The organism is Athalassotoga sp. (assembly GCF_049965695.1).
In the GTDB taxonomy this organism is placed as follows: Bacteria; Thermotogota; Thermotogae; order Mesoaciditogales; family Mesoaciditogaceae; genus Athalassotoga.
The window spans coordinates 1-25,969 of record NZ_JBMFWB010000025.1; the positions used below are offsets into that span (position 1 = coordinate 1).

Genomic DNA, 25,969 nt, shown 5'->3' on the forward strand with positions numbered 1-25,969 from the left:
CCATGTCCCAAATCCCAATTCGCTTATCTTCAATCCCCATTTTCCTACTTTTCTGTATTCCATTTCGATCACTCCTTTCATATCACAAAAGACGTATTCTCACTTTGCCACAAAGATGTGCCCGGAGGAATGAGTTCGTCTATTCTGTTTTTAAATTCTTCCGGCACTTTTAAATCTATCGTTTTAAGATATTCATTCAAATGTTCAATCGTTTTTGGCCCTATTATCGGAGCGGTTATGACAGGATTCGACATAACCCACGCAAGAGAAAGCGAAGCCATCGAAGCATTTAATTTTTTGGCATACTTTTCTATCTCTTCTATGATGTCAAAACGCTGATCGGCACTTTTAGCCTCGATGATCATATCTTTCCATTCGGGGTGTTTTGCGGCCCTGCTATCTTCCGGAGCGGGTTTCCCCCTTCTGTACCTTCCGGCAAGCCATCCTCCGGCCAAAGGGCTCCATGAAACGACTCCAAGACCGAAATGTTCACACATCGGAAGAATCCTGTTCTCGATCTGCCTTTCTATTATGCTGTAAGGTGGCTGTTCCGCGCAGAATTTAACCATGTTTTTTCTATCGCTGATCCACAAAGATTCAACTATCTGCCATGCCGGAAAGGTCGATGTACCCACAAAACGCACATATCCCTTTTGAACAAGGTAATCGAGTGCTTCAAGAGTTTCTTCTATGGGTGTGGAAGGATCCGGTCTGTGAATCCAGTAAAGATCTATGTAATCCGTTTGAAGCCGTCTTAGGCTGTTTTCAACTTCTTTCAAGATATGTTTTTTACCGTTTCCACCGTCGTTGGGACCCGCTCCCATCTTCCCGTGAACCTTCGTGGCAAGTACCACCGAATCTCTTCTGCCCTTTAGAGCCTTCCCGACGATCTCTTCCGATGCTCCATGATTGTAAACGTTCGCCGTATCTATGAAATTTCCGCCCTCATTTACGAATTTATCTATAATTTGAATTGATGTTTTTTCATCCGTCGGATTACCGAAATTCATAGTCCCAAGACAAAGTTCTGATACTTTAAGCCCTGTCTTTCCAAGATTTTTGTAATTCATACCGAACCTCCTTAAAAGATTTCACCGTTTCCAAGTTTGAAATCGACGAGTTTCAATTTTTCTACGATTGAAAGATCGTACGGACATCTTTCTTCGCATATCCCGCAATTTGTACAATTTTTATAAGTTTTGTCAAGTTTTTTGTATGCATCCTTTGCTTCATTTTGATTGCCAAACCAAAAAGCAAGTCTTTCACGCAGCGCGTAATCGGGAGCATCGTGTGGTTTGTAATCTCTCATTTGCCTATCATACCATCCTTCGTACTTGAAGATCGTCGGTATATCTATATTTTCGGGACACGGCAGGCATTTGTTGCAAAGACGGCACACGTAATTCCCAAGTTCCGGTGCCCGGTAGTACAAATTATCGATCGATTTCTGCATCATGGGTTTAAAATTATTGGCTATCGATAGATCTTTTAACAGCATCTCTTCAGAATTTGTGCCTACAACCATCACATCTATATCCTGCGTGAGTGCATATCTAAGCGCATCTTCCGTTGATCTGTAAAGGTAACCGTCCGCAAAAGCCTTCATGCCTACAACTCCCATTTTTTTCGATCTTGCATACGGTAGCAAGACATCAAAGGTGGACGGAAAATTAAATTTATCGTAGTAATTGAATTGCGTCATGACAAGATCAAGATCCTGAGACTTCAACAATTTAAGGGCATAATCGGGCAGGCCGTGAAAGGATACGCCTATTGCCCTTACAAGGCCTTGCTTTTTTGCCTCAAGCGCGTAATCAAGCGCTGAAGGCCTTGCAAAAAGTGCGTCTACATCTTTTTGACTTGTAACATGATGCAGAAAAAGGATGTCAAGATGATCCGTTTTGAGATTTTTAAGGGTTCTCTCGATAAAATGTTTTGCCCCATCAAAATCCCTTGCATGACATTTGCTTGTGAGAATAACCTTATCTCTTCTTCCGTTTAAAGCGTAAGCCATCTTTTGTTCAGACTCTCCATCGCCGTATTCAGCCGCCGTTTCAACGTAATTTCCGCCGTTTTCAAGATAAATGTCCATGAGTTTTGAGACGAGTTCTTTTGAAATTTCAAGCATATGGAATCCGCCCAGGCCAAGAACTGATACTTCCCATCCGGTCTTACCAAGTTTTCTTTTTTCCATACCATATCACCTCACAATTTTTTCAAACTCGAACCTCTTACGACAAGCGACGGAGAAAAAAGATATTTTTTTGGCGTATCTTTTTTTTCTATCATCGCAAGTAACATCTTAACGGCAGCCTTTCCCATCTCTTCTACAGGCTGATGAACAGATGTCAAAGGCGGCACAAGTACTTCACACAAATTGACATCGTCAAATCCAACCATCTTAACGTCTGCTGGTATTGAAAATCCAAGTTCTTTTAAACCCTTCATCACTCCTACGGCAACAAGATCGTTCATGCAAAAGACGCCATCATATTTTTCAGATGAAAATATTTTTTTTGCCTGTTCGTAACCTGAATCTTGATCGTAACCTGTGAGAATGGTTGTCGGGATAAGATTGGATTCGATCATGGCCTTTTCATATCCTAACCTTCTTTGAAAAGAAACATCAAGATCCGGAAAGCCACCGAAATGCAAAATGCGAGAGCAACCATTTTCAATCAGATGTTTTGTCGCCATGTATGAGCCATGAAAATTATCAAGCGCTATAGTTCCGACATTGGACAAATCGTATTCTTTATCGAAAACAACGGTTGGAATGAATTTTGAAATTTCTAAAATGAAATCATCATCCACGTGCGAATTCCCAAAAATTATTCCCTTCGCGCCGTTATCCCTCAGCGCAAGTGAGAGTTCTTTTTCTCTTTCGCCATTTCTAAAGGAGTCCATGAGAATAAGCAAGGCATGGTTCCCAAGTTCGGATTCTATACCCTTCGCAAGTTCCGAAAAAAACGGATTCGTTATGTCCGGTACGACAAGACCGACGCTTATTATTCCACCTTTGACCATGCATTTCGCATGGTAATCGGGAATATAGTGAAGATCTTTGATGATCCTCAGTATCTCAGACCTTTTTTCATCGCTGACTCTGCCTTTACCGCTTAAAACTCTTGATACCGTTGAGACGGAGACGTCAGAAATTTTTGCGATGTCACGCATCGTCGTCATATTTTCCCCCTGAGCAATCGTTTGCTCTATTATATCACGTATAAAATTTCATGGCAAGGAATGACATACAGTGGAGCCATGATATACTGAGTTCACTTTAAAAGACAAATGCTTATTTAGTGTAAGCGGAGGGTACCTGCCGGAGCGATGATTCGGAATTTAAAACTGGTTCAGTATACCTTAATTTTGCGATTGTTTTAAAACTATATCTCCGAGATTAACCCCAAGAATTTCTGATATAACAGGGCATTTTGATTCAAGAAGAAAGAAAAGTCTTTCGTCTTTTACCTCATCAAGGCCTTCAAAGTTTCCCTGACCTTTTGCCACTATGACATCGGACTCTTTCCAAAAATCCAAAAATTCTTTTGATGCGATCTCGATCGTCATGCCTGCCATGTTGCTTCCGGATTCAATTATCTCTTCAGGGGTAAATCCCACTTCAATGGCTTCCTTGAGTGTGACATCGTTTATTATCGGCTCACTTCTAACGGCAACTTTAACGTTCAAATCGTATCTTTTTTTTATCTCTTCGATAAAACTTTTATCAAAAACAACTTCTCCGGTGTTATCAAGGATGTAAAGCAATTGATGTGCTTTTGCGAGTTTGTTCGTGAGCAAATCAAAATCATCGATGGCAAGCGTTTTCGATTTTATGAGATTCACAAACTCAGAATCAATCACCACATCTTTCACGCCAAAGTCCAAATGATTTCCCAAAATAGCCGCGATTGCAAAAGCCTTTAGCGGATTTATCGAAGAATTTGCGTAAACTTTTATTTCAGGCAAAACCGCTTCGGCCTTTTGATTCAAAATCAACTTTCTCTCTTTGTAAAGATCCACAACTCCGGTTTCAATTCTTACCGTATCATTCGTGATCTTGGAAAGTTCTATCGGTTTCATTCCGTATTGCGCTTTTTCAAGAGATCGAGAGACCTCTTTCATGACTTCAAACTTTGCCTTCTCATCCCCATCCCATTCGTAAAGATTTCTTTCTGCCTGGGCTACAACGCAGGCAAAGCATGTTTTTGTCGCTTTCAAATTTACGTCTCCTTAGAGTCCAAGGTTTATTCCGTATTCGAATTTACCCTCTTTGAAATTGTAATAACCGTACATTTTCAGCGGAAGTGTTTGATTGAAAATGGAATCAATTCCAAGCGTTGCACTTAAGCCGGCGCAAATTCCGTTAGAAAGATCGTACGAAGAAAATTGTGAAAAATCTACATACCTTAGCCCCGCCGTACCGGTCACATCGTAAAGATTTAGATACAATCTTTGAAGGGTCATCGATTGTGAAATCAAAAGATCCGAGTTCGATGCCGTAAGGCCGAGATTGACAACCGTACCTATGAACGGGAAAGATGTGCCCGTTTTAACGGTGTATCCGTTTGGAATCAAAGTTTGACCTGAAAATCCTAAATTCCAGTTAAGATAAAAAGGAATTACCATCGCGGAATTGTCCGGAATAGATGAAGGTGACCAATAAAAAGCGCCCAACATGTTTATCCCGCTTGACAAAGATTGCGTTGCCGCCACGGTATATGAAACAGAGGGGTAAAAGAGAAAATCTTTGTTAAAGATCAAACCAGTTAACGGTACTCCGAGATTGGCGGAAAAAGAGACCATTTGCGGAGAAAGAGAAAATCCCGCTTCAAGCGCGATTTTACCGTAATGCGCAAGGCCTATACTTAAGTAATCGTAAGTTGCCGAAGTAGAAATATTTCCGCCCGCGTAAACGGTGTTTTGCCCAAGTGTGTCTCTTAAAAGTGCGAAACCTCCCATCGAGTAAACAAGAGAAGTACCATCTAACGTAAGAGTCGGTACCATTCCGAAGGCCAGCGTTTTAAGATCATTTGTGTAAGGCTTCGAGATATTTTGAATGGAAGAGGAAACGCTCATAAGGTTTACGGATGGGTCAACCATGACCTGTTCAAAAGTGAAAATTCCGTTGATGGGGACAAGTCTGTCCTTCCATCCGTCTATCACGAAAAGGTTATATCCGTTTGTCGTGTAACCGGCGTAAAATAATCTATTTCCAACAATTTGAGGTGCAAATGCTCCACCGACGACATTCGTTATCCTGTAAAATTGACCATTTTGAAAGTTCAAAGCGTAAAGGTTAAAAATACCGTTCGCATCAGGTTCGGCAGATGAGAAAATAATGTAATTTCCATTCTGTGAAAAGGCAAGGTCGCGCATGAGATAGTTTCCTGACACTATTTTGTAAACATTGCCTCCATCTATTTCATATATCTCTTCTTTTCCGTCGTATGAGGCCGAAAAATATATTTTACCTCCAAAGGCATTTATGGACGTTATGACCATGTAAGTCGGACCAAGCGCGGTGTTTATCAAACCGCTTTTGTAATTCAAAATCTTTATAGAGTACAAACCTCCGTTTTCATTCACGTAGGCAATTTGATCGTTTGAAAGCCATGTAGTCATCAAAACACCGTTGATCGATGTGTCCGAGACGTTACCGTTGATCGCAAGGAAAAGTCGATCGTAATCAAAATTGCCTCCGTTTTGCGGCACTATCCTTGTGAAAGCCACGTTGTTGCCATCCGGAGAAACAGACAAAGATTGCACGTAACCGTTATCGTAAACAAAACCGCCGACATCGTAAAAGTTTTTACTGCTCATATCAAGTGTGTTCATGACCATTATCGACGGAACCGACGAAGCGTTTTCCGAATAGTAGTAAAGTTTTCCGCCATTGCTTCCATTGACAAGACCTGTCCATCTGCCCGAGTGCGTTAATTGGATGCCTTCAAAAACATTGCCAACTTTTGCAACCGCGCTGTTGACATTTTGTTTTTCACTTGATATCCAGCCCGAAATTATATCCGAAAAATTCTTCTTTAGGGTTTTTGAAATCGCGGAAGGTATGCCATCGTTAGGATCTTTGGAAAAGTTCGAAACTATATTTTGAATCGACGTGGCGCCGTAAGTTTGGGCAATATACCTTATGAAACTGCCTCCCATGAGGTAAGGAGATCCAGCCGGATCCCATCCATCACTTCCGTAATTTATCGAACCTCCAAGACCGTTAAATCTTCCGGCAAGCACGTATTCCCTCAGATACATTTCAAACATGGGATCGTTTAATCTGCCTCTGCCATCGTTAAAAATCGTTTCCGTGTATTCGGCAAGTCCTTCCTGAAAATAGGCAGGTATCATGAGGGCATTAAAGGCCGTCGATAACGGGGCACCGTAAGTTCTTAAAAAATCAGGGCCGCCTTTTTGGGTAAGCAATATATGGGTAAGTTCATGCGTGAAGACGAACTTCACCCAGGGGCTTACGCTCGGCGAAAAGTATCGATCCGCAGATGAATTTAAAAAGATGAAGATCACGTTATCAACGGGATCTGTAACGGAATTAACAACATCGGTATCATTTTCAAAAACAACGGTCAGTTTTGATGAGGGTTGTATTCCATAAAAATTCGTCATCTCCGTGTAAACCTCATCTGCGTATTTGAGAAATTCATTTACGGCGTACTCACATCCCGGCTGATAAACAACGTTCAAATAAGGAGTTGAGATGACTTCATAAGATGAATATGGATTCGAATAAATCGGCAAAAAAGGATTCATCGCTCCGAAGACTATCACAGGAACAACAAGTAAACCCAAAAGCCATCCCAAATTTTTCAATCAAATCCCTCCTTTTAAACTTTTAAACTTAATTTCAAAATTTTATCTTCACCAGGTAAGAGGGTGAATTTCCATATCGGCGTCAAAGATGTCCCCTGATACACTTTTTCAAATCCACCTTCGGAATAAGAGATCGTATATATGGGATACATCCAGTATTTAACGATGTCATCCGTTTCAAGATCCACGTAAACTTTTTCGTATTCGGTTACGATGTTCAATTTTTTAGTTTCAAAGGCACCAATGTAAGAGGCCCTGTGCTTTTCTCCCCAGTCGAAATACCTATCATCGCTATCGCCTGACATTAAATTAAAGGTCATCTCGGATCCGAACCACAGCGATACTTTTTTGTCTGACGAATTTTTAATTTTGTATGATACTTCAAGTGCGTTTGACTTTAAATCGAATGATTTTTCAAGATCTATCGGAATCCAATCCGATCCCACCCATACGTGACCATGACGCACAAGTCGAGATTTCCCGATCATATCGTAAGGTTGGTTTACGAAATCTCCCTGTTCCGGATAAACGGATGATGCATAACCTTCAAGTGTTGCGTTATCTCCAAAGAAATGATCCATGAATGAAAAACGTTCGTACCAGTCAATATGGAGGTATTTTTGAAGTCCTTCCTCTTTTGTCAGCACAACATCATGAATGGTCTTTGCCTTTCCTAACTTTTCAAGTTGATCGTTTGTTATGGCTTTTGGCATCAATTCGTGATAAACTTCATACCTTCTGGTAAGGGAATTTATGAGGTTATAGGATCTTTCCCTAAGATCGATTTCCATTACCCTGCCGCCGTAATCCGGATCCACGACGATTTCAAGTTTTTCATTTTTAAGGATGATTTCATCGAGACCATCTTTATCGTAATCGAATTGATCGATCTTTGAACCCTTTGGATCGATCATTTTTTCAGCCTTTATAAGATGTTCGTAAATCGCCGCCCTTAGATGTGGCAAATAAAGTCCTCCAAAAACTCCGTGCCAGTAAGGATCGTTACACTGACCCTGCCAGTACTCATCAAGAACACTTTGATCTTTTACGTTTTCTTTTTGAATAAGGTCATGGATGTAAAGCATTTTCTTGTGCATAAGGTTAGATTCGGCGTACTTGGAAAGGAAAGTGCGCCATATGCCGCCCTTTAGAAACATTTCCATGGATTCGTAAGTTCCATTTGTTTTCAAACTTTCAATCAAAGATTCAAAGTTTGCCCTTGCCCTTGTGGGTAAAGCCCATTCCATCATTTCGCTGTAAGACGAAATCGGAAGATAAGTCCTTCCCATCGCGCTGTGTTTATCCACATAATCTGAAAAGGAGACCATGTCAATCCAATCGGAATTCGACTCAAGTGCTGTGAAAAATTGTTCAAGCCATGCCTTCGTGTAAACCTGTTCGTAGGTTCCGGGCCAGACCCCGAATTTTTCTCCGTCATCAAACATGACAAGCGCGTTTTTGCCGTCAGACGTGGCCATTGACTTCAAAAACGAAATCGTATCATCGACATTCTCAAAAGGTATCAAATATCTTAACTTTTTAGATATCGGAAAGACTTTAAGTGTGTATCCTTCTTCTTCGGTTACGTAATATCCCGTTAATTCATCTTCGTAATGGCCGGCATTTTTAAAATGCGAATCGTCAACCACAACGTAATCGACACCTGCAATTGCAAGTGCTTTGGATATTTGGGGCTCCCACACTCTCTCGGCAAGCCACATGCCGCGCGGCTTTACTCCGAAAAGGTGCTTAACCCTTTCTGACAACTTTTTTATCTGGTTAATTCTGTCTTCTTCTGGGATTACTGGAACTATAGGCTCGTAAAATCCACCCGTGAATATCTCAAGTTGTCCTTTTTCAACGAGATGCCTTACCTTTTTTATGTAATCAGGATATTTTTGTGCCAATTTATCCAAAAGCCATCCCGAGAAATGTATTGCCATTTTAACCTTCGGATGCTTTTCAAGAGTTTCAATGAAGGGTTTGTAAGATTTTTCATAAGCGTCTTCAATTACAAATCCAAAATTGCCAACCGGTTGGTGATTGTGAATTCCGAATAAAAAATTAACCTTGTTCAAAATTAGCACCTCCTGAACTTTTCTGCTTTCTCTTTTTGTACTTTATATCGTATTTGTTGCTCTGCTGGCCGTCGAAAATCATCCTGATCTTAACGTTAGAAACTTTTTCAATTGATTTTATAATACCATCTTCGAGATAGGCTTTCAAAATGGGAGGAAGATGCACTTCAACTTCTCCTATGTCTTTGTAATTTGTCAACTGGAGTTCTTTAACGATCTCTTTCATAAGCCTGTTTGGCGATATTATATGACCTTCTCCAAGACAAATCGGACATTTGACTTTGTAAAAATCCCTTAAAGGGGGAGAGGTCCTTTTTCTTGTCATTTCGAGAAGACCAAGTCTTGTAAATTCTCCCACCGATGTCTTCACCTTATCCTTTTTCAACTCTTCTTCAAGCACATGAATTATCAACTGACGTTCAGATTCGCTTTTCATGTCTATGAAATCTATGACTATAACGCCACTTTCATTTCTTAACCTCAGTTGTCTTGGAATTTCTCTTGCGCTTTCTATGTTTGTCTTCAAAATCAAATCTTCAGAATCAACTCCAGAGGTATTTGATCCCGTATTTACATCTATCACAAGCAGCGCTTCGGCAGGATCGAAATACAAAACTCCGCCGCTGGGCAATTTAACCGTCCTTGAAAGAGAATCGAGAATTTGTTTTTCTACGTTTAACTCTTTGAACGCATCTGTTTTGATAAGACGTATCATCGGTTGAGACTTCAAATTCAAAGATGTCGCTATCTCCAAAAGTTTATTTTGAATGTTTTCATCGTCAACGATTATTTCATCAACCGTGTTGTCTATTTTCTCTCTGAAAATGTAATCCAAAAATCCTGAATCTTCATATATAACCTGTGGCTTTCTTGCCCTCTTGAATTTTCTCTGTATATCTTCCCATCTTTTTTTCAACAATTGCAGTTCTTCTATGATCTTTTGCGCATCCACACCTTCAGATGCCGTCCTGATGACAAGTCCATGGCCTTTGGAAATGGATTTCGCTATATCGTAAAGTCTTTTCCTTTCGGATTGATCCGCGATTTTTTTTGAAACGCCCACATTTGCGACATGCGGCATAAAGACAAGATATCTTCCCGCTATGCTTATGTAAGAAGTTACCTGTGGACCTTTCAATCCTATCGCATCTTTCTTAACCTGAACAAGTATTTTCTGCTTCGGCTTAAGCATCTCGACTTTAAGCGTTTTCCCATTCCTCGGCTTCGAAAGACAGAGATCTTTCTCTCTTAAAAAAGCATTTCTTCCCTCTCCGATGTTAACAAATGCGGCCTGAAGATTCGGAACGACATTTTCGATCTTGCCAAGATATATGCTGCTTGTCAAAGACTCTTCATCGGCTTCTTCAAAATAAATTTCAACGAGTTGATCATCTTCAAGCAAGGCTATTTTCAAGCCATCAAATTCATCTTTGCTCACCACAACACGTTTTACGGAAGTCTTACTGGTTACTATAAAAACCACCTCTTCAAATTGACAAATTATAACGATCTCATACAAAAATAAAAACCACAAAAAGCGCTTGCTACTTTACGCGCTTTTCCCAAAATTCATGTTTTTCACGAGATAAGACTAAAAATACAAATATGTGCTTTTTCATCTCTTCTATTGACGTCCACCCATAACTTTAAATAAAGTTTCCGTTATCTTATCCTGCCTGAAAGGCTTGACCACGAAGTCTTTCGCTCCTGACTGCAATGCTTCCATAACCATCATTTGCTGGCCCATGGCGCTGCAAATGATTATCTTGGCATTTGGATTTAACTTCATTATTTCTTTTGTGGCTTCTATTCCATTCATCTCGGGCATTATCGTGTCAATTGCCACAACGTCCGGATTTAACTCTTTGTACTTTTCAATTGCTTCTTTCCCGTTGATCGCTTCTCCCACAATTTCAAAACCGGCCTTTGTCACCATATCCTTCAACAGCATTCTCATAAAAGCAGCATCATCAACGATTAAAACTCTTTTACTCACCTTTTCCTCCCGATTATAAGGTAAAGTGCTGAAGATCAAGTAACGAAATTAACCTTTTGCCTTTTATTATAACACTTTTGATGTAATTAGCGCCATCTGTTTTCATCGAGGCAAATTCAAAAGGGTGTACCTCCATGATCTCTGCAACTTCACCGGTAAGGAAACCTATCTTATTTTCACCGATCTTTGCAATTATAATGCTTGAAGGCAAACTTTTTTGAACGTCTCGATTAATCGCACGATCTACATCTACAACCGGAATTATCTCTCCTTTTACGTTGATAACGCCGGCGAGAGAATTTTGAGAGTTTGGGACCTTAAATATTTCGTATTTCCCAAGTATTACATCCACTGTTTCTATATCCACGGCATATTCGCTTTCACCTAATTTGAAAGTCAATACCTTGGATTCATAAAAGGATTCGGACATCACGATCTTCTCCCCTGCATGTCCGTATTAACTAAATTTTGAAAAAAACTCTCAACAAGAGACGGAATATCTATCACTAACGCAACAGCACCATTTGAGAGAATCGATCCACCGCGTAATGCTTTTGTTTTTTCGAACATCTTTCCGAGTGTTTTGATGACGATCTCATCCTGTCTTATGAATTCGTCAACGATAAGGCCATATTTCATGAATCTGTATTCGACGATCATGACATTTGCACATGCGTCTGAATTGCCAATTTCTCCAAAATACTCTCGCATATCCATAAGAGGAATGATTTCGTTTTTGATAACCACAACTTTGACATTTCCGATAACTTTTACATTTTCCGGCTTAACGTAAATCAACCTATCCACATCCGAAAGGGGAATGGCATAAGTTTGCTTGCCTATTTCGATCAGCAGCGCTTTGATGGCGGATGAATTCGACGATACCTTTGTAATCGTAGATACCTCAGGCATTTGAGATCCATCGGGATCAAAATTTTCTACGGAAACACTTTCGACTTCCGAAACATTTGATATCATATCTTGAATTTCAGAAATGGATTTTTTTGTTATAAGAAATAATTTAACCGTCTTATCGAAATTTTCTTTTTCTATCTCTTCGACAGACGGTTCCGAAAATATTATTTGACTTCCATCCGATTCTATTCTTTTGAAAATCACGTAAATTCTGGAAGATTTCATAACCGCATCTTTTACCAGATTTACAACTATCTTGTGAACTTGAAATCCTTCTTTAATTGCCGATTTCGAAACTTTCAAAACTGAATCGGAAATGGCATCAGATAAAATGTTTTTCACCGCACTTCGCATCTGAAAAGTGGAATTTTCTTTTGAAGTAGTTTCATTTGTTTTTTCTATCAAAGAATCATCTCCACCTTTTAAAAACAATTTAAAAATCTGGTGGAGGCGATGGGAATCGAACCCACGTCCGAAATACCTGCCGTGCGAGTTTCTCCGAGCGCAGCCCGTGTTTGTCGTCATCGAACTTCCCGCATCGGGCACGGAAAGTTCAACCGAGTTCCCTTTATTTCCACAAACGAACGGGAACATCTTCATTTGTGTAGTCCGGAATGCTGACGCCCTTTATGTATCTCTCCGGGCAGAAGATACAAGGACGGCTACTTAACTATTAAGCAGCAAGTGCGTATTCAGGATTGACGTTTATTGTCATTCCAACCTTTTTCACAGGGAGGTAGGCACCCCTGACTCGCTTCTCGCAAAACACATATCCCGTCGAAACCATTTCGCCCCCACATAATTTTATCACAGATACACAAAAAATAAAAGGGCAACATGCCCTTTCATCAATGGAGCAGGTGATGGGACTTGAACCCATGACCTCCGCCTTACCAAGGCGGCGCTCTACCGATTGAAGCTACACCTGCCACTCTTTTTATGGAGCGGGAAACGGGGATTGAACCCGCGACCTTCTGCTTGGCAAGCAGGCGCTCTACCACTGAGCTATTCCCGCCAAATTGGTTGGTGCGAGAGGTGGGACTTGAACCCACACGGTTTTATCCACTGGATCCTAAGTCCAGCGCGTCTGCCAATTCCGCCACCCTCGCGAACCACTGGTGACCCGTGCGGGATTCGGACCCGCGGCCCCTTGATTAAAAGTCAAGTGCTCTACCGGCTGAGCTAACAGGTCTCCTTTCAAAGACAAAGAAATTTTATCATACAAGTTATGTGACATCCTCCCACCACTTATAAAAGTGGGGGCTTCTCGCTCAATAGCACTTCTGTGCTAAGTGTCAACGAGCTATCCCCGTGTGCCCCACGGTTCTGGAAATCATGACCAAGTATGTGTAACACTTGATGCTACTCATATAGCATAGCACCTCAGAAAGAAATTGTCAAGACGTTATATACTGAATCAGTTTTAAATTCCGAATTGTAGCGATGGCAGGTGGCCCTAAATGGTGATCGTTGAGTAGTGAAGAATGAGCAGTATGATTACAGATTACGCGTCACGCGTTAAGAACCATCTCTAATGTCTAATCCCTAATCTCTTTCTTTTCCACATGCTACGAGCCACACGCTACTTGCCATTAGGGGCGCCTGCCGGAGCGAAGTTTCGGTATTTGAACTTTGTTTGGTATACATTTCACTTTTAAAAGAAATTTGGTATATAATGATTTAAAGTAGTAGATGAGAGAACTTTTTGGAAGTTATTTTATTTTTGGAATTGAAAAGAGGTGTTTTGTTTGAAGATTTTGATGGTTTATCCAAGTTATCCCAACACATTTTGGAGTTTCAAATACGCCCTTAAGTTTGTATCCAAAAAAGCGTCCTTACCTCCGCTGGGACTTCTTACGATTGCAACATATCTACCAAAAACATGGGATGTAAAACTCGTTGATATGAATTGCGAAAAATTGAAAGATGAAGATATAAAAAACGCAGATTATGTTTTTATAAGTGCAATGACAGTTCAAAGAGAGTCTTCAAAGGAAGTCATAAAAAAGTGCAATGATTTTGGAATACCCGTCGTAGCCGGAGGACCGCTCTTTACAATGGAACCGGATACATTCCATGATACAGTTGACTATTTCGTGCTTGGAGAGGGCGAAGATATCATGGGTGATCTTATAAAAGATATTGAAAACAAAAAGGTCAAAAGATATTACGTTAAAACTGCTTTTTGTGATATCGCAAAAACTCCTGTGCCAAAATGGGATTTGTTGAATCTTAAGTGGTATGCTTCGATGAGTATTCAATACTCGAGAGGATGCCCATACAACTGCGAATTTTGCGATATAGGTGCTTTGGGTGGAAGAGTTCCGCGTCAAAAAAGCGCAAAACAGATAATAGATGAAGTGCAATCTCTGTACGATGCGGGATGGCGCAAATCCATCTTCTTCGTGGATGACAATTTCATAGGCAACAAATCAAAGTTGAAGAAAGATGTGTTACCGGCACTCATAGAATGGCAAAAATCCCACAGATATCCATTTACGTTTTACACGGAGGTTTCCATAGACTTCGCCGACGATGATGAACTCATGGAACTCATGTCTCAATCCGGTTTCGACAGGGTTTTCGTGGGAATAGAAACTCCGGATCCAGAAAGTTTGAAAGAAGCAAATAAATATCAAAACATAAAGCATGATCTTGAAAAATCAATTAACAAGATACAGTCTTTCGGATTTGAAGTTCAAGGTGGATTCATAGTAGGCTTTGACAGCGATATGCCAACGATCTTCAAAAGGCAATTCGACTTCATACAAAACAATGGCGTTGTCACGGCTATGGTTGGTTTGTTGAATGCCCCTCGCGGAAGCCAACTCTACGAAAAACTCAGAAACGAGAATAGATTGCTCGGAGAAATGACAGGCGATAACGTAGATGCCATGACAAACATAATACCAAAGATGGACTCCAAATCACTCGTGAGTGGCTACAAATCTTTGGTCGGTTTGCTTTACAATCCAAAGAATTATTACAAACGACTTAAAGAATTTCTTTCGGTTTACAAAGTACCTAATTTCCCGAAATCAAAAATCAGCGCTTCGGAAATCGGCGCATTTTTAAAATCCATCTTTTTACTTGGAATATTTGGCAAAGAAAGAAAAGAATACTGGAAGATCCTGACATGGAGTTTATTTAAAAAACCCAAAGTGTTTTCCAAAGCGGTTTCATTTGCGATATACGGATATCACTTCAGAAAAGTAGCGGAAAAACTTTCTAAATCTGAAAAAAAAAGGGTTTTATCTGAAACGTGAAAAAAAACCTTTTGTTTTTGGCCATAGCGATCTTCATGATCGCTGTTATTTTATCATCATGCTTTTTGATCCAGCATACACTCACAATAGATTCATCTCCGCAAGGAATCGAGGTACTTATCGATAACGTTCCGTACACCACGCCTGTATCGACAGAATTGTCTTACGGTTTACACACAATCAAAGTAATACCCACTTATGCGACGACTGGCAATTACGCCGGTACATCGAACACTCAATATATTTTTTCTTCATGGTCTGACGGATCAACTCAAAATCCCCGACAGATAAATCTAACATCTTCTCAAAATTACTCATTCACACTTTCAACTTACTACAAACTTGTCCTTGGATCGAATATAGGCATTTCACCATCGTCAAGTCCTGTTTATCCAAATAATTTTTATCCGCAAAATTCTTCGGTAGATATTACGGCACCACAAATTTCTGGATTCGTATTTGATTACTGGATCATAAACGGAGGAGTTGTAACCGGAAATCAGCAGACTCAGATTTTAACGCTTCCGACTCAGGCAACGGCTATTTACACGCAAATAGTTCCACCTTCAATTCCTTCAAACCCGTATCCTGAAAATGGAAGTACCGGCCTTTCAACGACGGTAAAATTAACCTGGTCGGGATACGACCCGAATGACTTTCCACTTACCTATTCACTCTATTTTGGAACTTCTCAAAATCCTCCGCTCGTCGCCTCAGGCCTTTCGACCTCAACTTACACGGTCTCAAACCTCAATTATTCGATGACATATTACTGGTACATTATCGCAAACAACGGTTATGCCTCGACGACAGGATCTCTGTGGTCTTTCACAACGCAATCGGCTCCAGAGCCGGCCGCATACGGGATCGTAAATGGAACGGTTAGTGTTTACACCGGTCAGAGTGTCTTTGTTTCATCTGCACCGGTTTATCAAAATGCAAACTGGCAAATACAAAAATACACGGGTCCCGATTACATTCCGGGACAGATAATCGTCGGGTTCAAAAGTGGCATCAGACCGAGTACGCTTTCTTTATATCCGTCTCCATTCAAATACAACGTTGTAAGCACTCTTCAAACTCCGAATTACGCGGTCAACGCCTCTTTGATAACCGTCTCAACATCAGTCGAAAGGGCTATCGGTTATTTCAAATCCCTTCCAAACGTCGTCTACGCCGAGCCCAACTACATAGTTCACGCTTTATCGACTCCGAATGATCCGTATTTCTCAAATCAATGGTATTTACAAGATATCGAAGTACCGCAGGCATGGAATGTATCAACGGGTGCGAACACGGTGATAGTTGCCGTAATAGATACCGGTGTTTCATTGACACATCCGGATCTTCAAAACATACTCGTGCCAGGCTACAACTTTGTCAACAACACGACAAACACGATGGACGATTTCGGCCACGGCACATTCGTTGCCGGCATAATAGACGCAGACACGAATAACGGAATTGGCATTGCGGGAATAAACTGGGGAGGTTCCAATTCCACGAAAATAATGCCGATAGTCGTCCTTGGATCGAACGGATCTGGATCTACTTATTATGTCAGCGAAGGCATAATTTATGCCGTCGAGCATGGCGCAAAGGTGATAAATTTAAGTCTCGGCGGGATTGAATACGATCAAACGGAACAACTCGCATGCCAGTACGCATACAACAACAACGTTGTGGTCGTTGCCGCTGCCGGAAACGATTCAAAAAATACTTTGGAATATCCCGCCGCATTTCCGACAGTTATTCCAGTCGCGTCTGTCGCTCCTTCAGGATCTTCATACACGCTCGCTTACTATTCGAATTACAGTTCAACGGCCATCTGTGCACCCGGAGGACAGATGTATTCGCAAAATGATCCGAATGGAGTTTTTAGCACGACTTATTCGACATCGACAAACACAAATGGATACGGATACTGGCAGGGTACGTCCTTTGCGGCACCGCAGGTCTCGGCCATAGCGGCACTTATGATAGCCCACAACATAACAGGTGTTGCAAATATAACTAAAATCCTCGAAAACACCGCGACATACATAGGCCCTCAATCAACCTTTGGATACGGTCTTGTTAATGCTTACAATGCCGTGACTTACAACGGAGGGTGGGAGCCTATGATCATATGGGCACAGAACTCTTCCGGAATTGTGGCAACTGCTGTCGTTTCTCCGAATGGAAGTTTTTCCATGAAGGTACCGGTGGGAAATTATCAAATATATGCATGGCAGGACTTTAACGGAGACGGGCAGATAGATCAAGGCGACCTTTATGGGTATTACGGATATTCGGGCACCCAATCGACACCGATGACTTTGAATGTAAGTGCAAATCAAACTTACAATTTAAACATACAGGTAAGTCCCGAAATCAGCACCCCTCCATCTGTTTATGGCACATCAAAGAGTGCGCTTGACGAATTCATTCAAAGCCTCATAAAGGCCCATTATGAAAATCTCAGATCCTCTTTACAATCCAGTCGATGATCGTTTTTCGAAATTCTGACGAGTATTGAGGATCGCAAAAGATTTCATGATAGGCGCCATCAAAAATTTTCAATTCTTTATCCTTTGAGGCGATGGAGGAGAACAACTTTTTCGTTCCATCGTATGGAACGATTTTGTCCTGCGATCCCGCTAACATAAGCACAGGCGTCGTGAAATATGGTGCCTTTTCAAAAACTATCTCTATATTTTTGAACAATTCAGATGAAAGTCTTGCGGTTATCCTGTTGTGGACGAGTGGATCTTTTGTGTAGTCTGAAATAACTTCTTCATTTCTCGAGATCGTTTTTGGATCTATGCCGTTGTTGAAGGCCATCTTAGGGTTTAAAGTTGAAAAGACCCGTGCAACTGCCTTGGTCAGAGCCGGAACATTTTGTGAAGAAAATGCGCCGCTTGAAAGTACAGTACCCTTTAAGCGTCCCTGGAATTCTTCGTTGTACCTTGCGGCGATAAGACCGCCAAGACTGTGACCCAACATGAAAATCGGAAGGTTTGTCTTTTGCATCTTTATGAAGTCATCTATGTCTTTCAGAAAATCCTCAAAATGATCCACATATCCTTTTATAACTGGATTCTTGCCATGTCCTCTTTGATTGAATCCAACCATCTCAAGACCGGCAGCGTTGAATTCTTTGGATATGACATCATATCGTGAGACGTGTTCACCAAGGCCATGAATTATCACAACAACTGCTCTTGCACCATTTACAGGCCATCTGAAAGCATCTGTCTTTCTGCCATTCAAGGTTATTTCAGCAGATTCCATTTTATCACCTCACGAATTAACATTGCCTATAACTTTCTCTATCTCCTCAACGCTGATTGCCCCGATTCTCAAAATTTTAGGAGGATTGACCGTCATATCTATGACAGTAGAAGGAAGACCTTTCTCAACAGGGCCATCGTCTACGTAAAGATCTACCGAATCTTTAAGATAATTATATGCATCTGTACACGTGAGGGGATCTTTTTGACCTGAAAGATTTGCGCTCGTCGCAGCAATTGGTCCGACCAAAGCGGAAAGATCCCTGAAAAATTTGCTTGACGGCATCCTGAAACCAACGGTATAGCCGTAAGAGATGGCCGATCGGGGAACGGCACAAGACGCCTCCAAAACTATTGACAAAGGTCCTGGCCAGAAAGTTTTCATAAGATCGGAGACCTTATCCGAAACATACCTTGAAAGATCAAAAACATGTGCCATCTTGGATATATGTATAAGCAACGGCTTGTCAAAGTTTCTTCCTTTTATTTCATATATATGCTTTATGGCATTATCATCGTCCAAAAGTACACCTACGCCATAAACGGTTTCGGTTGGGAAAACAACTGTACCCCCATTTTTCAAAATGTCCGAGGCAATTTTTAAAGTTTCTGGATCTTTAGAAGATAGTATTTTGGCCATTTTCCCTCCTCGATACAAAAATGAGTCGCTTAGTTGCGACTCTGCTTTTACCCATCTGGTGCCGAGGGCGGGACTTGAACCCGCACGAGCGTAAGCCCACATGCCCCTCAAGCATGCGTGTCTGCCAGTTCCACCACCTCGGCAATCCTAAATATCATATCAAAGAAATAAAATTATGTCAAGTTCTAATGGTCAGGGCGACTGGATTTGAACCAGCGACCTCCAAGTCCCGAACCTGGCGTTCTTCCATCTGAACTACGCCCTGTTTTGAAAATTATACCATGAAAAGCACAAACACGTCAATGTTAACATATATTGACTTTAGGATTTTGAATGTGTATAATTATCTTGATCGTTTCTCTAACAAATGCCAAGGAGGCAGAAATTATGGAAGCTCTGAAAGTTTCTTCGAAATCGAAACCCACGGCAGTAGCAGGTGCACTTGCTGGAGTACTTAGAGAAAACGGCAAGGCTGAGATTCAATCCATCGGGGCAGGAGCGGTAAATCAGGCTGTCAAAGCAGTTGCAATAGCGAGAGGATATGTTGCACCCAGTGGAATGGATCTCGTTTGTATTCCATCTTTTGTCGATATAGAAATCGATGGAGAGATGAGAACAGCCATAAAGTTTGTCGTTGAGCCAAGAAAATGATCGAAAAGCGCCTAAAGGCGCTTTTTACTTTCCCATATCCGTGCCAACCCGAGCGGTATATACAACGGCAAGCATTGTCTGGATCAAAGTGGCGTAAGAGTTACATGTATACTTCACGCTCCGTCCGTCTATTCTTTTTAAACCAGGTATAAGCATTGATTCATCGGCCATTTCAGTGGAATTGAATTCCACATCGAGTTCATAAGGTGAATTGAATTTATAGAGTTTTATCGACTTATCGTAAGTTCTGTCGAGTGCCGTCTTTACACCTGCAATTATTTCCCTTTTAAGCACATTTTTAGGCCGCATGATCGCGGCAAATCTGCTTAAGCCGGTTTTCGTTTCTATTAAAACGGTGCTTTGAAGTGTGTCTTTTAACTCATCCACAAGCGCATGATCTCCTATGACCAAAGAAACCGGTATTCCAAACTCACCTGCGAATGCAGCGTTTATCAGAGTTTCATTCATTCTCATGCCATTTATTTTCATCGTGTGTACGGATGCGGACGAATAGGTGTGATCCATTATTCCATGAATAGCGCCAACACCGGCATGATATCCAACAAAAAAGACCGTGGAAAATGATTCGTCTAATCCGGCCATCATGTAATAATCTCGAAGTCCACCCCTTAAAAGATAAAGTCTGTCGTCGTATCCTGTAAAATCGTAAGATATATTTTCTCCGAGTGCGTGAGAATCGCATACAAGTATCTGATCTACATTTGAATTTTGTTTTGACGCTTTTACTCCATCAACAACCCATTGAAGCGTTTCCTCAAGATATCTATTCAAAAATCGTGGATCTTTGTCGCTCACCTGATGCCATGAGTTTATTCCGGGTAGTCCTTCCATATCCGTAGAAATGTAGATTTTCATAACTCCTCCTCAATCTAAATTTAGATACGGTCCTGCAAAAGCAGGACCGTCAATTTACTTTGAAAGCATGTAGAAATATGGACCAAATTGGCCTATCTCTGCGTTGTAATACCAACCCTTTACCCACTTTCGCGCAACCCAGTAGGCTTCCGGTTGATCCGGCCATATGTAAAGTGCATTTTCGTAATCCAGTTTCGAAAGTTCCTGCGCTATCTTTGCCCTCTGATCAGGATCCAAAGTCGTGACAAGTTTATCGACAAGGACATCGAGATTTTGTTTGGCAAAATCGACGAAACTCTGTCCCAAAAATGAGGCGTAAAATCCGTTAGATGAATAGCACGCAAACGCAAAATCATAAGGATCTGGATAATCCGCACCCCATGAAACAGAGGTAATCGGCAGTTTACCGGCAATCAAATCCGCACTGAAAGACGAATTTATCTCTCCGAGGGCGCTTATTTGAAATTTTGGATTTATCTGCCTTGCGTACGTACTCAAAGTTTGAAGTGCAAGTTGTCTTGTGGCATTGCCAGCACCGTAAACTACTGTGAATTTAAAGCCTAAATCCCACAATTTTCCGTTGTATGCTTTTTTGAAATATTCGGTTGCTTTGGCTAAATCTTGATGATATTTCGGCAGATTCGGATCGTATCCGAGAAGACCGTCTATTATCGCACTGTTTGGCTGCAAAGCCTGTCCATTCCATACCTGTTCTATGTATTGTTTGTACGGGAAAAGGTACTCGAAGGCTTTTCTGACGTCTAAATTGGAGAAGAAATCAGGTGGAATACCGTTTCCGTCCAATTTGCCCGATCCTATGAAATTATTTGGAGTTGTTATGTTCCACTGAAATGGCATCAAATCAACAAGCAACATTGGAAATCCGGTCAAAACCGTTATATCCGGGTTGTTTTGGACTTGCGAAAGATTTTGAACTGGAACACGTATCGCGTCTGCCTGTCCACGTTGCAGATCGAGTAAACTTGTCGTGAATTCATTTACATATTTTATGACTGCATATTTTATCTTTGCCGGTCCTGCCCAGTAATTGTCAAATCTTTGGAAAAACACTTCCTGTCCCGGCGTTATGTACTTTATCATGTAAGGACCTGTTCCGTTTTCTATATCATACAGAGGATCGTTGCCAACGGCAGGATTATGATATTGCCACCAGTCATCGGCAGCTCCGTCCCATGTGTTATGTTCGGCACACCATTTTTGATCCAAAACGGCCGCCCAGTTAGAAACAGGACCCGCAAGTATGTAAAGGAACGGTGCATAGGGCTGAGGAAGATGAATTATCAGATCATTACCCTTTATCTCAAAATCTTTGTTTAGAATGTCAAAGGCGTTTATGAGAGCCTGCTTGTAATTGTCGTTTAACAATTTGTTGGTTCCGGTCGCAAAGATGCCGAGAGAATCGAAACTCGTGTAACTCAATGGATTTTTGAGTCCGAGTTGCTGGGCAACGACCTGCACTATCGATGTGACGTACTGACCATCAATTTGTGGAAACAAAGGTCCGGTGAGCAGCCATGCTGGTCCGCTTACCACATCGAGTATTATCGTTCTCTCGAGTGAATATACTATGTCCTGCGGTGTTAATCTGTCCCCGTTGTGAAATAGCACACCATCTCTTATGTGAAAAACGTAAGTTGTGCCGTTGTCCAGTATGGTTCCGTCTTTGAGAGATGGGACGTTTGTTGATAACATAGGAGAAAGATTCACGGTAGAAGTGCCATCATATTGAATCAGTTGATCGTAAAGTTGCATTACCACCTCGCTTGAGGTGAAATCGTACTCAAAAGCAGGATCCAAACTCCAAAAAGGTCCGGGTTGTTCGTAAACGAAAGTATCAGGATTGACAACACTATCGCTTATCGCAACGACACCGATGCTAAAAATCACGGCCAACAGAATCACAAAAACTTTTTTCATTAGATCAGCCCCCTTGCTTTTATTGTAGAACTTTTATATTCAAAAGATTACCTTTAACCATAATTGAATCTATTTCAAAAGTGTCTTTATCAACAAAAACAATATCTGCGCGTTTGGACTTTTCTATCGTTCCTGCGTTGTCGAGTTTGAAAAATCTCGAAACATTTATAGTGAACGGCTTCAAAGCATCTTCTATCTTCATACCTCTTTTGACGCATGCTTTAAAGTTTTTGAACATGACAGAACAATCAGAAACTTTCATCGAAACAAAGTTGCCTTTCTCATCAAAGTCCGGAATGCTACCGTTAGAATCACTGCTTACAAGGATGTGATCCAAACCGGCACCATTTGAAATGAGATATTCGATAGAATCCACAACGCTGACGGATTCCTTTGAAGTGTCTTCCGCCGTTATGTCGACAAAGCCGCCCATCTTGATCCATTCTAAAGCGTTTTGAAGCAGTAACATATTCCTGTTGACGTGCGTCGGCAGGAAAGATTCTATCTTTATTTCATCGTCAGAAACGGCTTCTATCAGAGGAGACAGCATTTTCTTCGAGTTACCGACGTGTACGATGATCTTGCCGGATTTTGAGGAAATCATCGAAGCAACACGGCATTCTTGGGCAACTTTTTTAATTTCTTCCACTGTTATGGCACTTGATCGATGATCTGAGATCGCCAATTCACCGATTCCTATTACCGGATCGAGCAGCACGATATCTTTTTCAATCGATCCTGTTATGGTTTTGACCGGATATTGATAAGATCCCGTCATCATGTAAGCGTTGATGTTTTCCAATCGCAATGAATTGGTCTTTGCAAAAAGAGAAATCAAAGATTTTGTGATTGAATCGGTTCCAAGCAATCCAATTACCGAGGTGATGCCATAATTTAAAAGTTTTGAACTTTCAATTTCCGGAATTCTTGATACAAATCCCCCTTCCCCTCCTCCACCTATCACGTGAACATGGCCATCTATGAATCCTGGAATGGCAATCACGTTTTTCAATCTAACCTCTTTGGCAAAGTCGAATTCTCTTCTTTTAGATATTTCTTCGATATATCCATTGGAAATCAAAATATCCATTTTACCTTTGTAAGTGGGATCGTACAGTTCAACCGCTTTGATTGATATTATGATCATCACCTCGTTTACCAGATCGAGCAGCGAATGTGCCAAATTTTCATTTAATTTGGAATGAGAGAAATTATCATATTTTAAACGAAATTCGAATTCACGATAGATTTTGAATTGTAAAAGTGGACAATAAAGTGGATCTGTGTAAGAGAATTATGTTCTAATATTTCTTATTTGAAGTACTTAAAAATTGGTAACCCAATTTTGAAACACTTGCACCAATTCTTCCAACATTCACAGAGATATATCCCAGTGATTTTAGATGGGACAAAATCTTTCTTACCTCATTTTCCTTTATATGACACATTTTTGCTATCTTGCTTCTACCAGAATTTCTGTTTTCGTAAAGAAATCTAAGCACTTCGATCTCTGAATGATTCAAGACATCAATTCCCTCAAATATCTTTTTTGACAAATATGGAGGTATTTCATTTATGCCAATCGTCCCAGAAAAAAGATTACCGGTGTAATCCACGAAATTCTCAACTTCTCTTCCGTTGCCAGGCCATGAATGTTTTTTAAGTAAAGACACCAAATCCGGATCGAAATAAATATCATAACCCTTTTTAGACACAAAATATTTTAAAAGCACATCGAGATCATCAATTCTTTCCCTTAAAGTTGGAATATGCAATTGAAAAGTGGATATCCTATAAAACAAATCCATTCTGAATTTTCCAACTTCCATCATTTCAAATAAATTCATATTCGTGGCCGATATAATTCGAACATTTACAGGTATAACGTTTGTACCGCCTACTTTTATGATCTCTTTCTCCTGTAAAACTCTTAACAATTTCGATTGCAGTTCAAAGGGTATTTCCGATATCTCATCCAAAAATATCGTTCCGTTATTTGCTATTTCAAACAAACCTGATTTTCCGCCTTTCTTGGCACCCGTAAAAGCGCCTTCTTCATAACCAAACAATTCGCTTTCAAGCAATTCTTCCGATAAAGAAGCACAATTGACCGGTACAAAAGGACCATCCGATCTTTTTGAATAGTTATGAATGGCCTGGGCAAAAAGTTCTTTGCCTGTACCGCTTTCTCCTTCAAGCAAAATCGGCATATCAGAAATGGCCATCTTTTTTGCGAGTTTAACGACATCTTGAATTTTATCCCCGCCAACTATGGCGTTAAAGTCCATCTTTGCGACCATTCCAGCTTTTTTCATCTTAAAAGCATGTTTTCTTTCCACATCTCTGTAAAGGTCAACGGGATAAAAAGAAATCATCATCGTACCGCCCGGCACTTCTTTCGAGTTTACTATCATTTCGGCATCATTCATCTCAATTATTTCGTTGTAAAGTTCTCTATCAACGTATTTAAGTCCCATTTTTTGAAAGATCGGATGCATTTCCTTGCCAATACCGATCTGACCAAGATATTTTTCGGCGAGATAGTTAACAAGTAAGATTTTTCCGTCTTCTTTGGAATAAGCAATCACAGCCTGTTTTGTCATGGAAAGCACTGTTTCCAAATCAAGTCTTACAGTTGCCATATCCAACAAAAATCTCTGCAACCCCGGCTGGGTAGATTTAACCGTTTTCGAATACTCAATTATTTTGTGAAGATCTTCCCACTCAAATAAATTGAGTCTGAACAACAATTCGAGTATAACTGAAGGATCGAAGATCCGATCGTGTATATCTATTACATTTTTGACAAACGATGGCACATATCTTGTTTCTCCGGGAGTCACGGCAGTTTCAAGACGAGGAAAATCTTTGCAGCCTGGGTAATAAACGTGCAAATCAAGATCAAGCCCTAACTCTTTTGTAAGCAGCACGACTTCTTCGGCAGATTCTTTTGAATCGTTTACCAGCAACATGGGAAGACCACTTTTAAGAGATTTTAAACTTTCCCATCCATCCATTGTTAAAGTGCGGCGTGGACTTAAAATCGGAATTTTTTCCTTTTGCGGAATTACAACATATTTTGCCACAAATTCTCCGGACAAAAGTATCACATCCGCTTCGTCTATCGATACCCTTTCATCTTTGACGATATAGCGTACGAAATCAGCCTTGCCTTTTAGGAAAAAACTCAGTTCATGCTCTAACAATTCTGCCAGTTCACTTTTCATCGAAACAATGCCTATTTTTTTCAATCAAATCATCCTTGCTATCAAAAAAAGTCCTGTTTGAACAGGACTTTTTGAAATTTGCTTGGCTCCACCAGTAGGACTCGAACCTACAACCCTCCGGTTAACAGCCGGATGCTCTACCGGTTGAGCTATGGTGGAAGGTACAAAAAGATTTTACTACAATAATTATACTTTTGTCAACAAGTAACATCTATCATTTGACTGAAGTTCGCTTTCCGAAACTAAAACTTATAAATCTGGTGCCCCTAG

19 protein-coding genes, 7 tRNA genes and 1 other RNA gene are annotated in these 25,969 nt (G+C 40.7%); 3 read left to right on the forward strand and 24 right to left on the reverse strand.

The genetic code is table 11. The features are described from left to right. Positions 1 to 77: 77 nt before the first annotated feature. The 15 genes from ACP5NR_RS07735 to ACP5NR_RS07805 all read right to left on the reverse strand — a co-directional run bounded on the left by ACP5NR_RS07735 (position 78) and on the right by ACP5NR_RS07805 (position 13,021). Entirely contained in the window at positions 78 to 1,070 is a 993-nt protein-coding gene (locus tag ACP5NR_RS07735) for an aldo/keto reductase (RefSeq protein WP_428005437.1), read from the reverse strand. Between the two features lie 11 nt (positions 1,071 to 1,081). Continuing rightward, the gene (locus ACP5NR_RS07740) at positions 1,082 to 2,194 is read right to left on the reverse strand and encodes an aldo/keto reductase (protein WP_428005436.1); all 1,113 of its coding nucleotides are present in this window, start codon (positions 2,192 to 2,194) and stop codon (positions 1,082 to 1,084) included. 11 nt (positions 2,195 to 2,205) lie between these two features. Beyond that, complete coding sequence (locus ACP5NR_RS07745; protein WP_428005435.1) at positions 2,206 to 3,186, reverse strand: LacI family DNA-binding transcriptional regulator; 981 nt, start codon at positions 3,184 to 3,186, stop codon at positions 2,206 to 2,208. A 180-nt stretch (positions 3,187 to 3,366) separates the two neighbouring features. Next, positions 3,367 to 4,224, reverse strand: a complete 858-nt coding sequence (locus tag ACP5NR_RS07750; RefSeq protein ID WP_428005434.1) for a damage-control phosphatase ARMT1 family protein — start codon at positions 4,222 to 4,224, stop codon at positions 3,367 to 3,369. A 12-nt stretch (positions 4,225 to 4,236) separates the two neighbouring features. After that, a complete protein-coding gene (locus tag ACP5NR_RS07755; RefSeq protein WP_428005433.1) occupies positions 4,237 to 6,840 on the reverse strand; it encodes a TolB family protein in 2,604 nt (867 codons plus the stop codon). Positions 6,841 to 6,854: 14 nt separating this feature from the next. After that, positions 6,855 to 8,918: an alpha-amylase/4-alpha-glucanotransferase domain-containing protein gene (locus tag ACP5NR_RS07760; protein WP_428006234.1), complete on the reverse strand. Its 2,064-nt coding sequence runs from the start codon at positions 8,916 to 8,918 to the stop codon at positions 6,855 to 6,857. Then, positions 8,905 to 10,437 (reverse strand): Rne/Rng family ribonuclease, encoded by a 1,533-nt coding sequence (locus ACP5NR_RS07765; protein ID WP_428006235.1) that lies wholly within the window; start codon positions 10,435 to 10,437, stop codon positions 8,905 to 8,907. The genes ACP5NR_RS07760 and ACP5NR_RS07765 overlap by 14 nt, the downstream gene beginning before the upstream one ends. A gap of 105 nt (positions 10,438 to 10,542) precedes the next feature. Next, on the reverse strand, positions 10,543 to 10,914 hold the full coding sequence (locus tag ACP5NR_RS07770) for a response regulator (RefSeq protein ID WP_428005430.1): 372 nt from the start codon (positions 10,912 to 10,914) through the stop codon (positions 10,543 to 10,545). A gap of 13 nt (positions 10,915 to 10,927) precedes the next feature. Continuing rightward, the gene (locus ACP5NR_RS07775) at positions 10,928 to 11,344 is read right to left on the reverse strand and encodes a chemotaxis protein CheW (RefSeq protein WP_428005429.1); all 417 of its coding nucleotides are present in this window, start codon (positions 11,342 to 11,344) and stop codon (positions 10,928 to 10,930) included. Next, entirely contained in the window at positions 11,344 to 12,234 is an 891-nt protein-coding gene (locus tag ACP5NR_RS07780; protein WP_428005428.1) for a chemotaxis protein CheW, read from the reverse strand. Before ACP5NR_RS07780 ends, ACP5NR_RS07775 begins: the two co-directional genes overlap by 1 nt. A 37-nt stretch (positions 12,235 to 12,271) precedes the next feature. Continuing rightward, positions 12,272 to 12,625: a transfer-messenger RNA gene (ssrA, locus tag ACP5NR_RS07785) on the reverse strand. Between the two features lie 56 nt (positions 12,626 to 12,681). Then, positions 12,682 to 12,758: transfer RNA gene (locus tag ACP5NR_RS07790), tRNA-Thr, on the reverse strand. An 11-nt stretch (positions 12,759 to 12,769) separates the two neighbouring features. Beyond that, positions 12,770 to 12,844 (reverse strand) — tRNA-Gly (locus ACP5NR_RS07795). 9 nt (positions 12,845 to 12,853) lie between these two features. Further along, positions 12,854 to 12,938: transfer RNA gene (locus ACP5NR_RS07800), tRNA-Leu, on the reverse strand. Between the two features lie 7 nt (positions 12,939 to 12,945). Continuing rightward, positions 12,946 to 13,021, reverse strand: a tRNA-Lys gene (locus ACP5NR_RS07805). A 556-nt stretch (positions 13,022 to 13,577) separates the two neighbouring features. Here ACP5NR_RS07805 and ACP5NR_RS07810 point away from each other — a divergent pair. Then, positions 13,578 to 15,095, forward strand: a complete 1,518-nt coding sequence (locus ACP5NR_RS07810) for a B12-binding domain-containing radical SAM protein (protein WP_428006236.1) — start codon at positions 13,578 to 13,580, stop codon at positions 15,093 to 15,095. Then, a complete protein-coding gene (locus ACP5NR_RS07815; protein ID WP_428006237.1) occupies positions 15,092 to 17,584 on the forward strand; it encodes a S8 family serine peptidase in 2,493 nt (830 codons plus the stop codon). Before ACP5NR_RS07810 ends, ACP5NR_RS07815 begins: the two co-directional genes overlap by 4 nt. Here the strand turns inward: ACP5NR_RS07815 and ACP5NR_RS07820 are convergent. The 4 genes from ACP5NR_RS07820 to ACP5NR_RS07835 form a co-directional block, all read right to left on the reverse strand. Then, the gene (locus ACP5NR_RS07820) at positions 17,556 to 18,368 is read right to left on the reverse strand and encodes an alpha/beta hydrolase (RefSeq protein WP_428006238.1); all 813 of its coding nucleotides are present in this window, start codon (positions 18,366 to 18,368) and stop codon (positions 17,556 to 17,558) included. The genes ACP5NR_RS07815 and ACP5NR_RS07820 overlap by 29 nt on opposite strands. A 9-nt stretch (positions 18,369 to 18,377) precedes the next feature. Next, positions 18,378 to 19,007, reverse strand: a complete 630-nt coding sequence (locus ACP5NR_RS07825) for an L-threonylcarbamoyladenylate synthase (protein WP_428005657.1) — start codon at positions 19,005 to 19,007, stop codon at positions 18,378 to 18,380. 56 nt (positions 19,008 to 19,063) lie between these two features. Beyond that, positions 19,064 to 19,150: transfer RNA gene (locus ACP5NR_RS07830), tRNA-Leu, on the reverse strand. A 46-nt stretch (positions 19,151 to 19,196) separates the two neighbouring features. Beyond that, positions 19,197 to 19,272: transfer RNA gene (locus ACP5NR_RS07835), tRNA-Pro, on the reverse strand. A gap of 122 nt (positions 19,273 to 19,394) precedes the next feature. Here ACP5NR_RS07835 and ACP5NR_RS07840 point away from each other — a divergent pair. Further along, on the forward strand, positions 19,395 to 19,658 hold the full coding sequence (locus ACP5NR_RS07840; RefSeq protein WP_428005658.1) for a stage V sporulation protein S: 264 nt from the start codon (positions 19,395 to 19,397) through the stop codon (positions 19,656 to 19,658). A gap of 24 nt (positions 19,659 to 19,682) precedes the next feature. Here ACP5NR_RS07840 and ACP5NR_RS07845 read toward each other — a convergent pair whose 3' ends face one another. The 5 genes from ACP5NR_RS07845 to ACP5NR_RS07865 all read right to left on the reverse strand — a co-directional run bounded on the left by ACP5NR_RS07845 (position 19,683) and on the right by ACP5NR_RS07865 (position 25,858). Further along, on the reverse strand, positions 19,683 to 20,534 hold the full coding sequence (locus ACP5NR_RS07845) for a M55 family metallopeptidase (protein ID WP_428005659.1): 852 nt from the start codon (positions 20,532 to 20,534) through the stop codon (positions 19,683 to 19,685). A 54-nt stretch (positions 20,535 to 20,588) separates the two neighbouring features. Beyond that, positions 20,589 to 22,472: an ABC transporter substrate-binding protein gene (locus ACP5NR_RS07850; RefSeq protein WP_428006239.1), complete on the reverse strand. Its 1,884-nt coding sequence runs from the start codon at positions 22,470 to 22,472 to the stop codon at positions 20,589 to 20,591. A gap of 19 nt (positions 22,473 to 22,491) precedes the next feature. Next, complete coding sequence (gene iadA, locus ACP5NR_RS07855) at positions 22,492 to 23,619, reverse strand: beta-aspartyl-peptidase (RefSeq protein ID WP_428006240.1); 1,128 nt, start codon at positions 23,617 to 23,619, stop codon at positions 22,492 to 22,494. Between the two features lie 154 nt (positions 23,620 to 23,773). Next, the gene (locus ACP5NR_RS07860; RefSeq protein ID WP_428006241.1) at positions 23,774 to 25,723 is read right to left on the reverse strand and encodes a sigma-54 interaction domain-containing protein; all 1,950 of its coding nucleotides are present in this window, start codon (positions 25,721 to 25,723) and stop codon (positions 23,774 to 23,776) included. A gap of 59 nt (positions 25,724 to 25,782) precedes the next feature. Beyond that, positions 25,783 to 25,858, reverse strand: a tRNA-Asn gene (locus ACP5NR_RS07865). Positions 25,859 to 25,969: the final 111 nt, after the last annotated feature.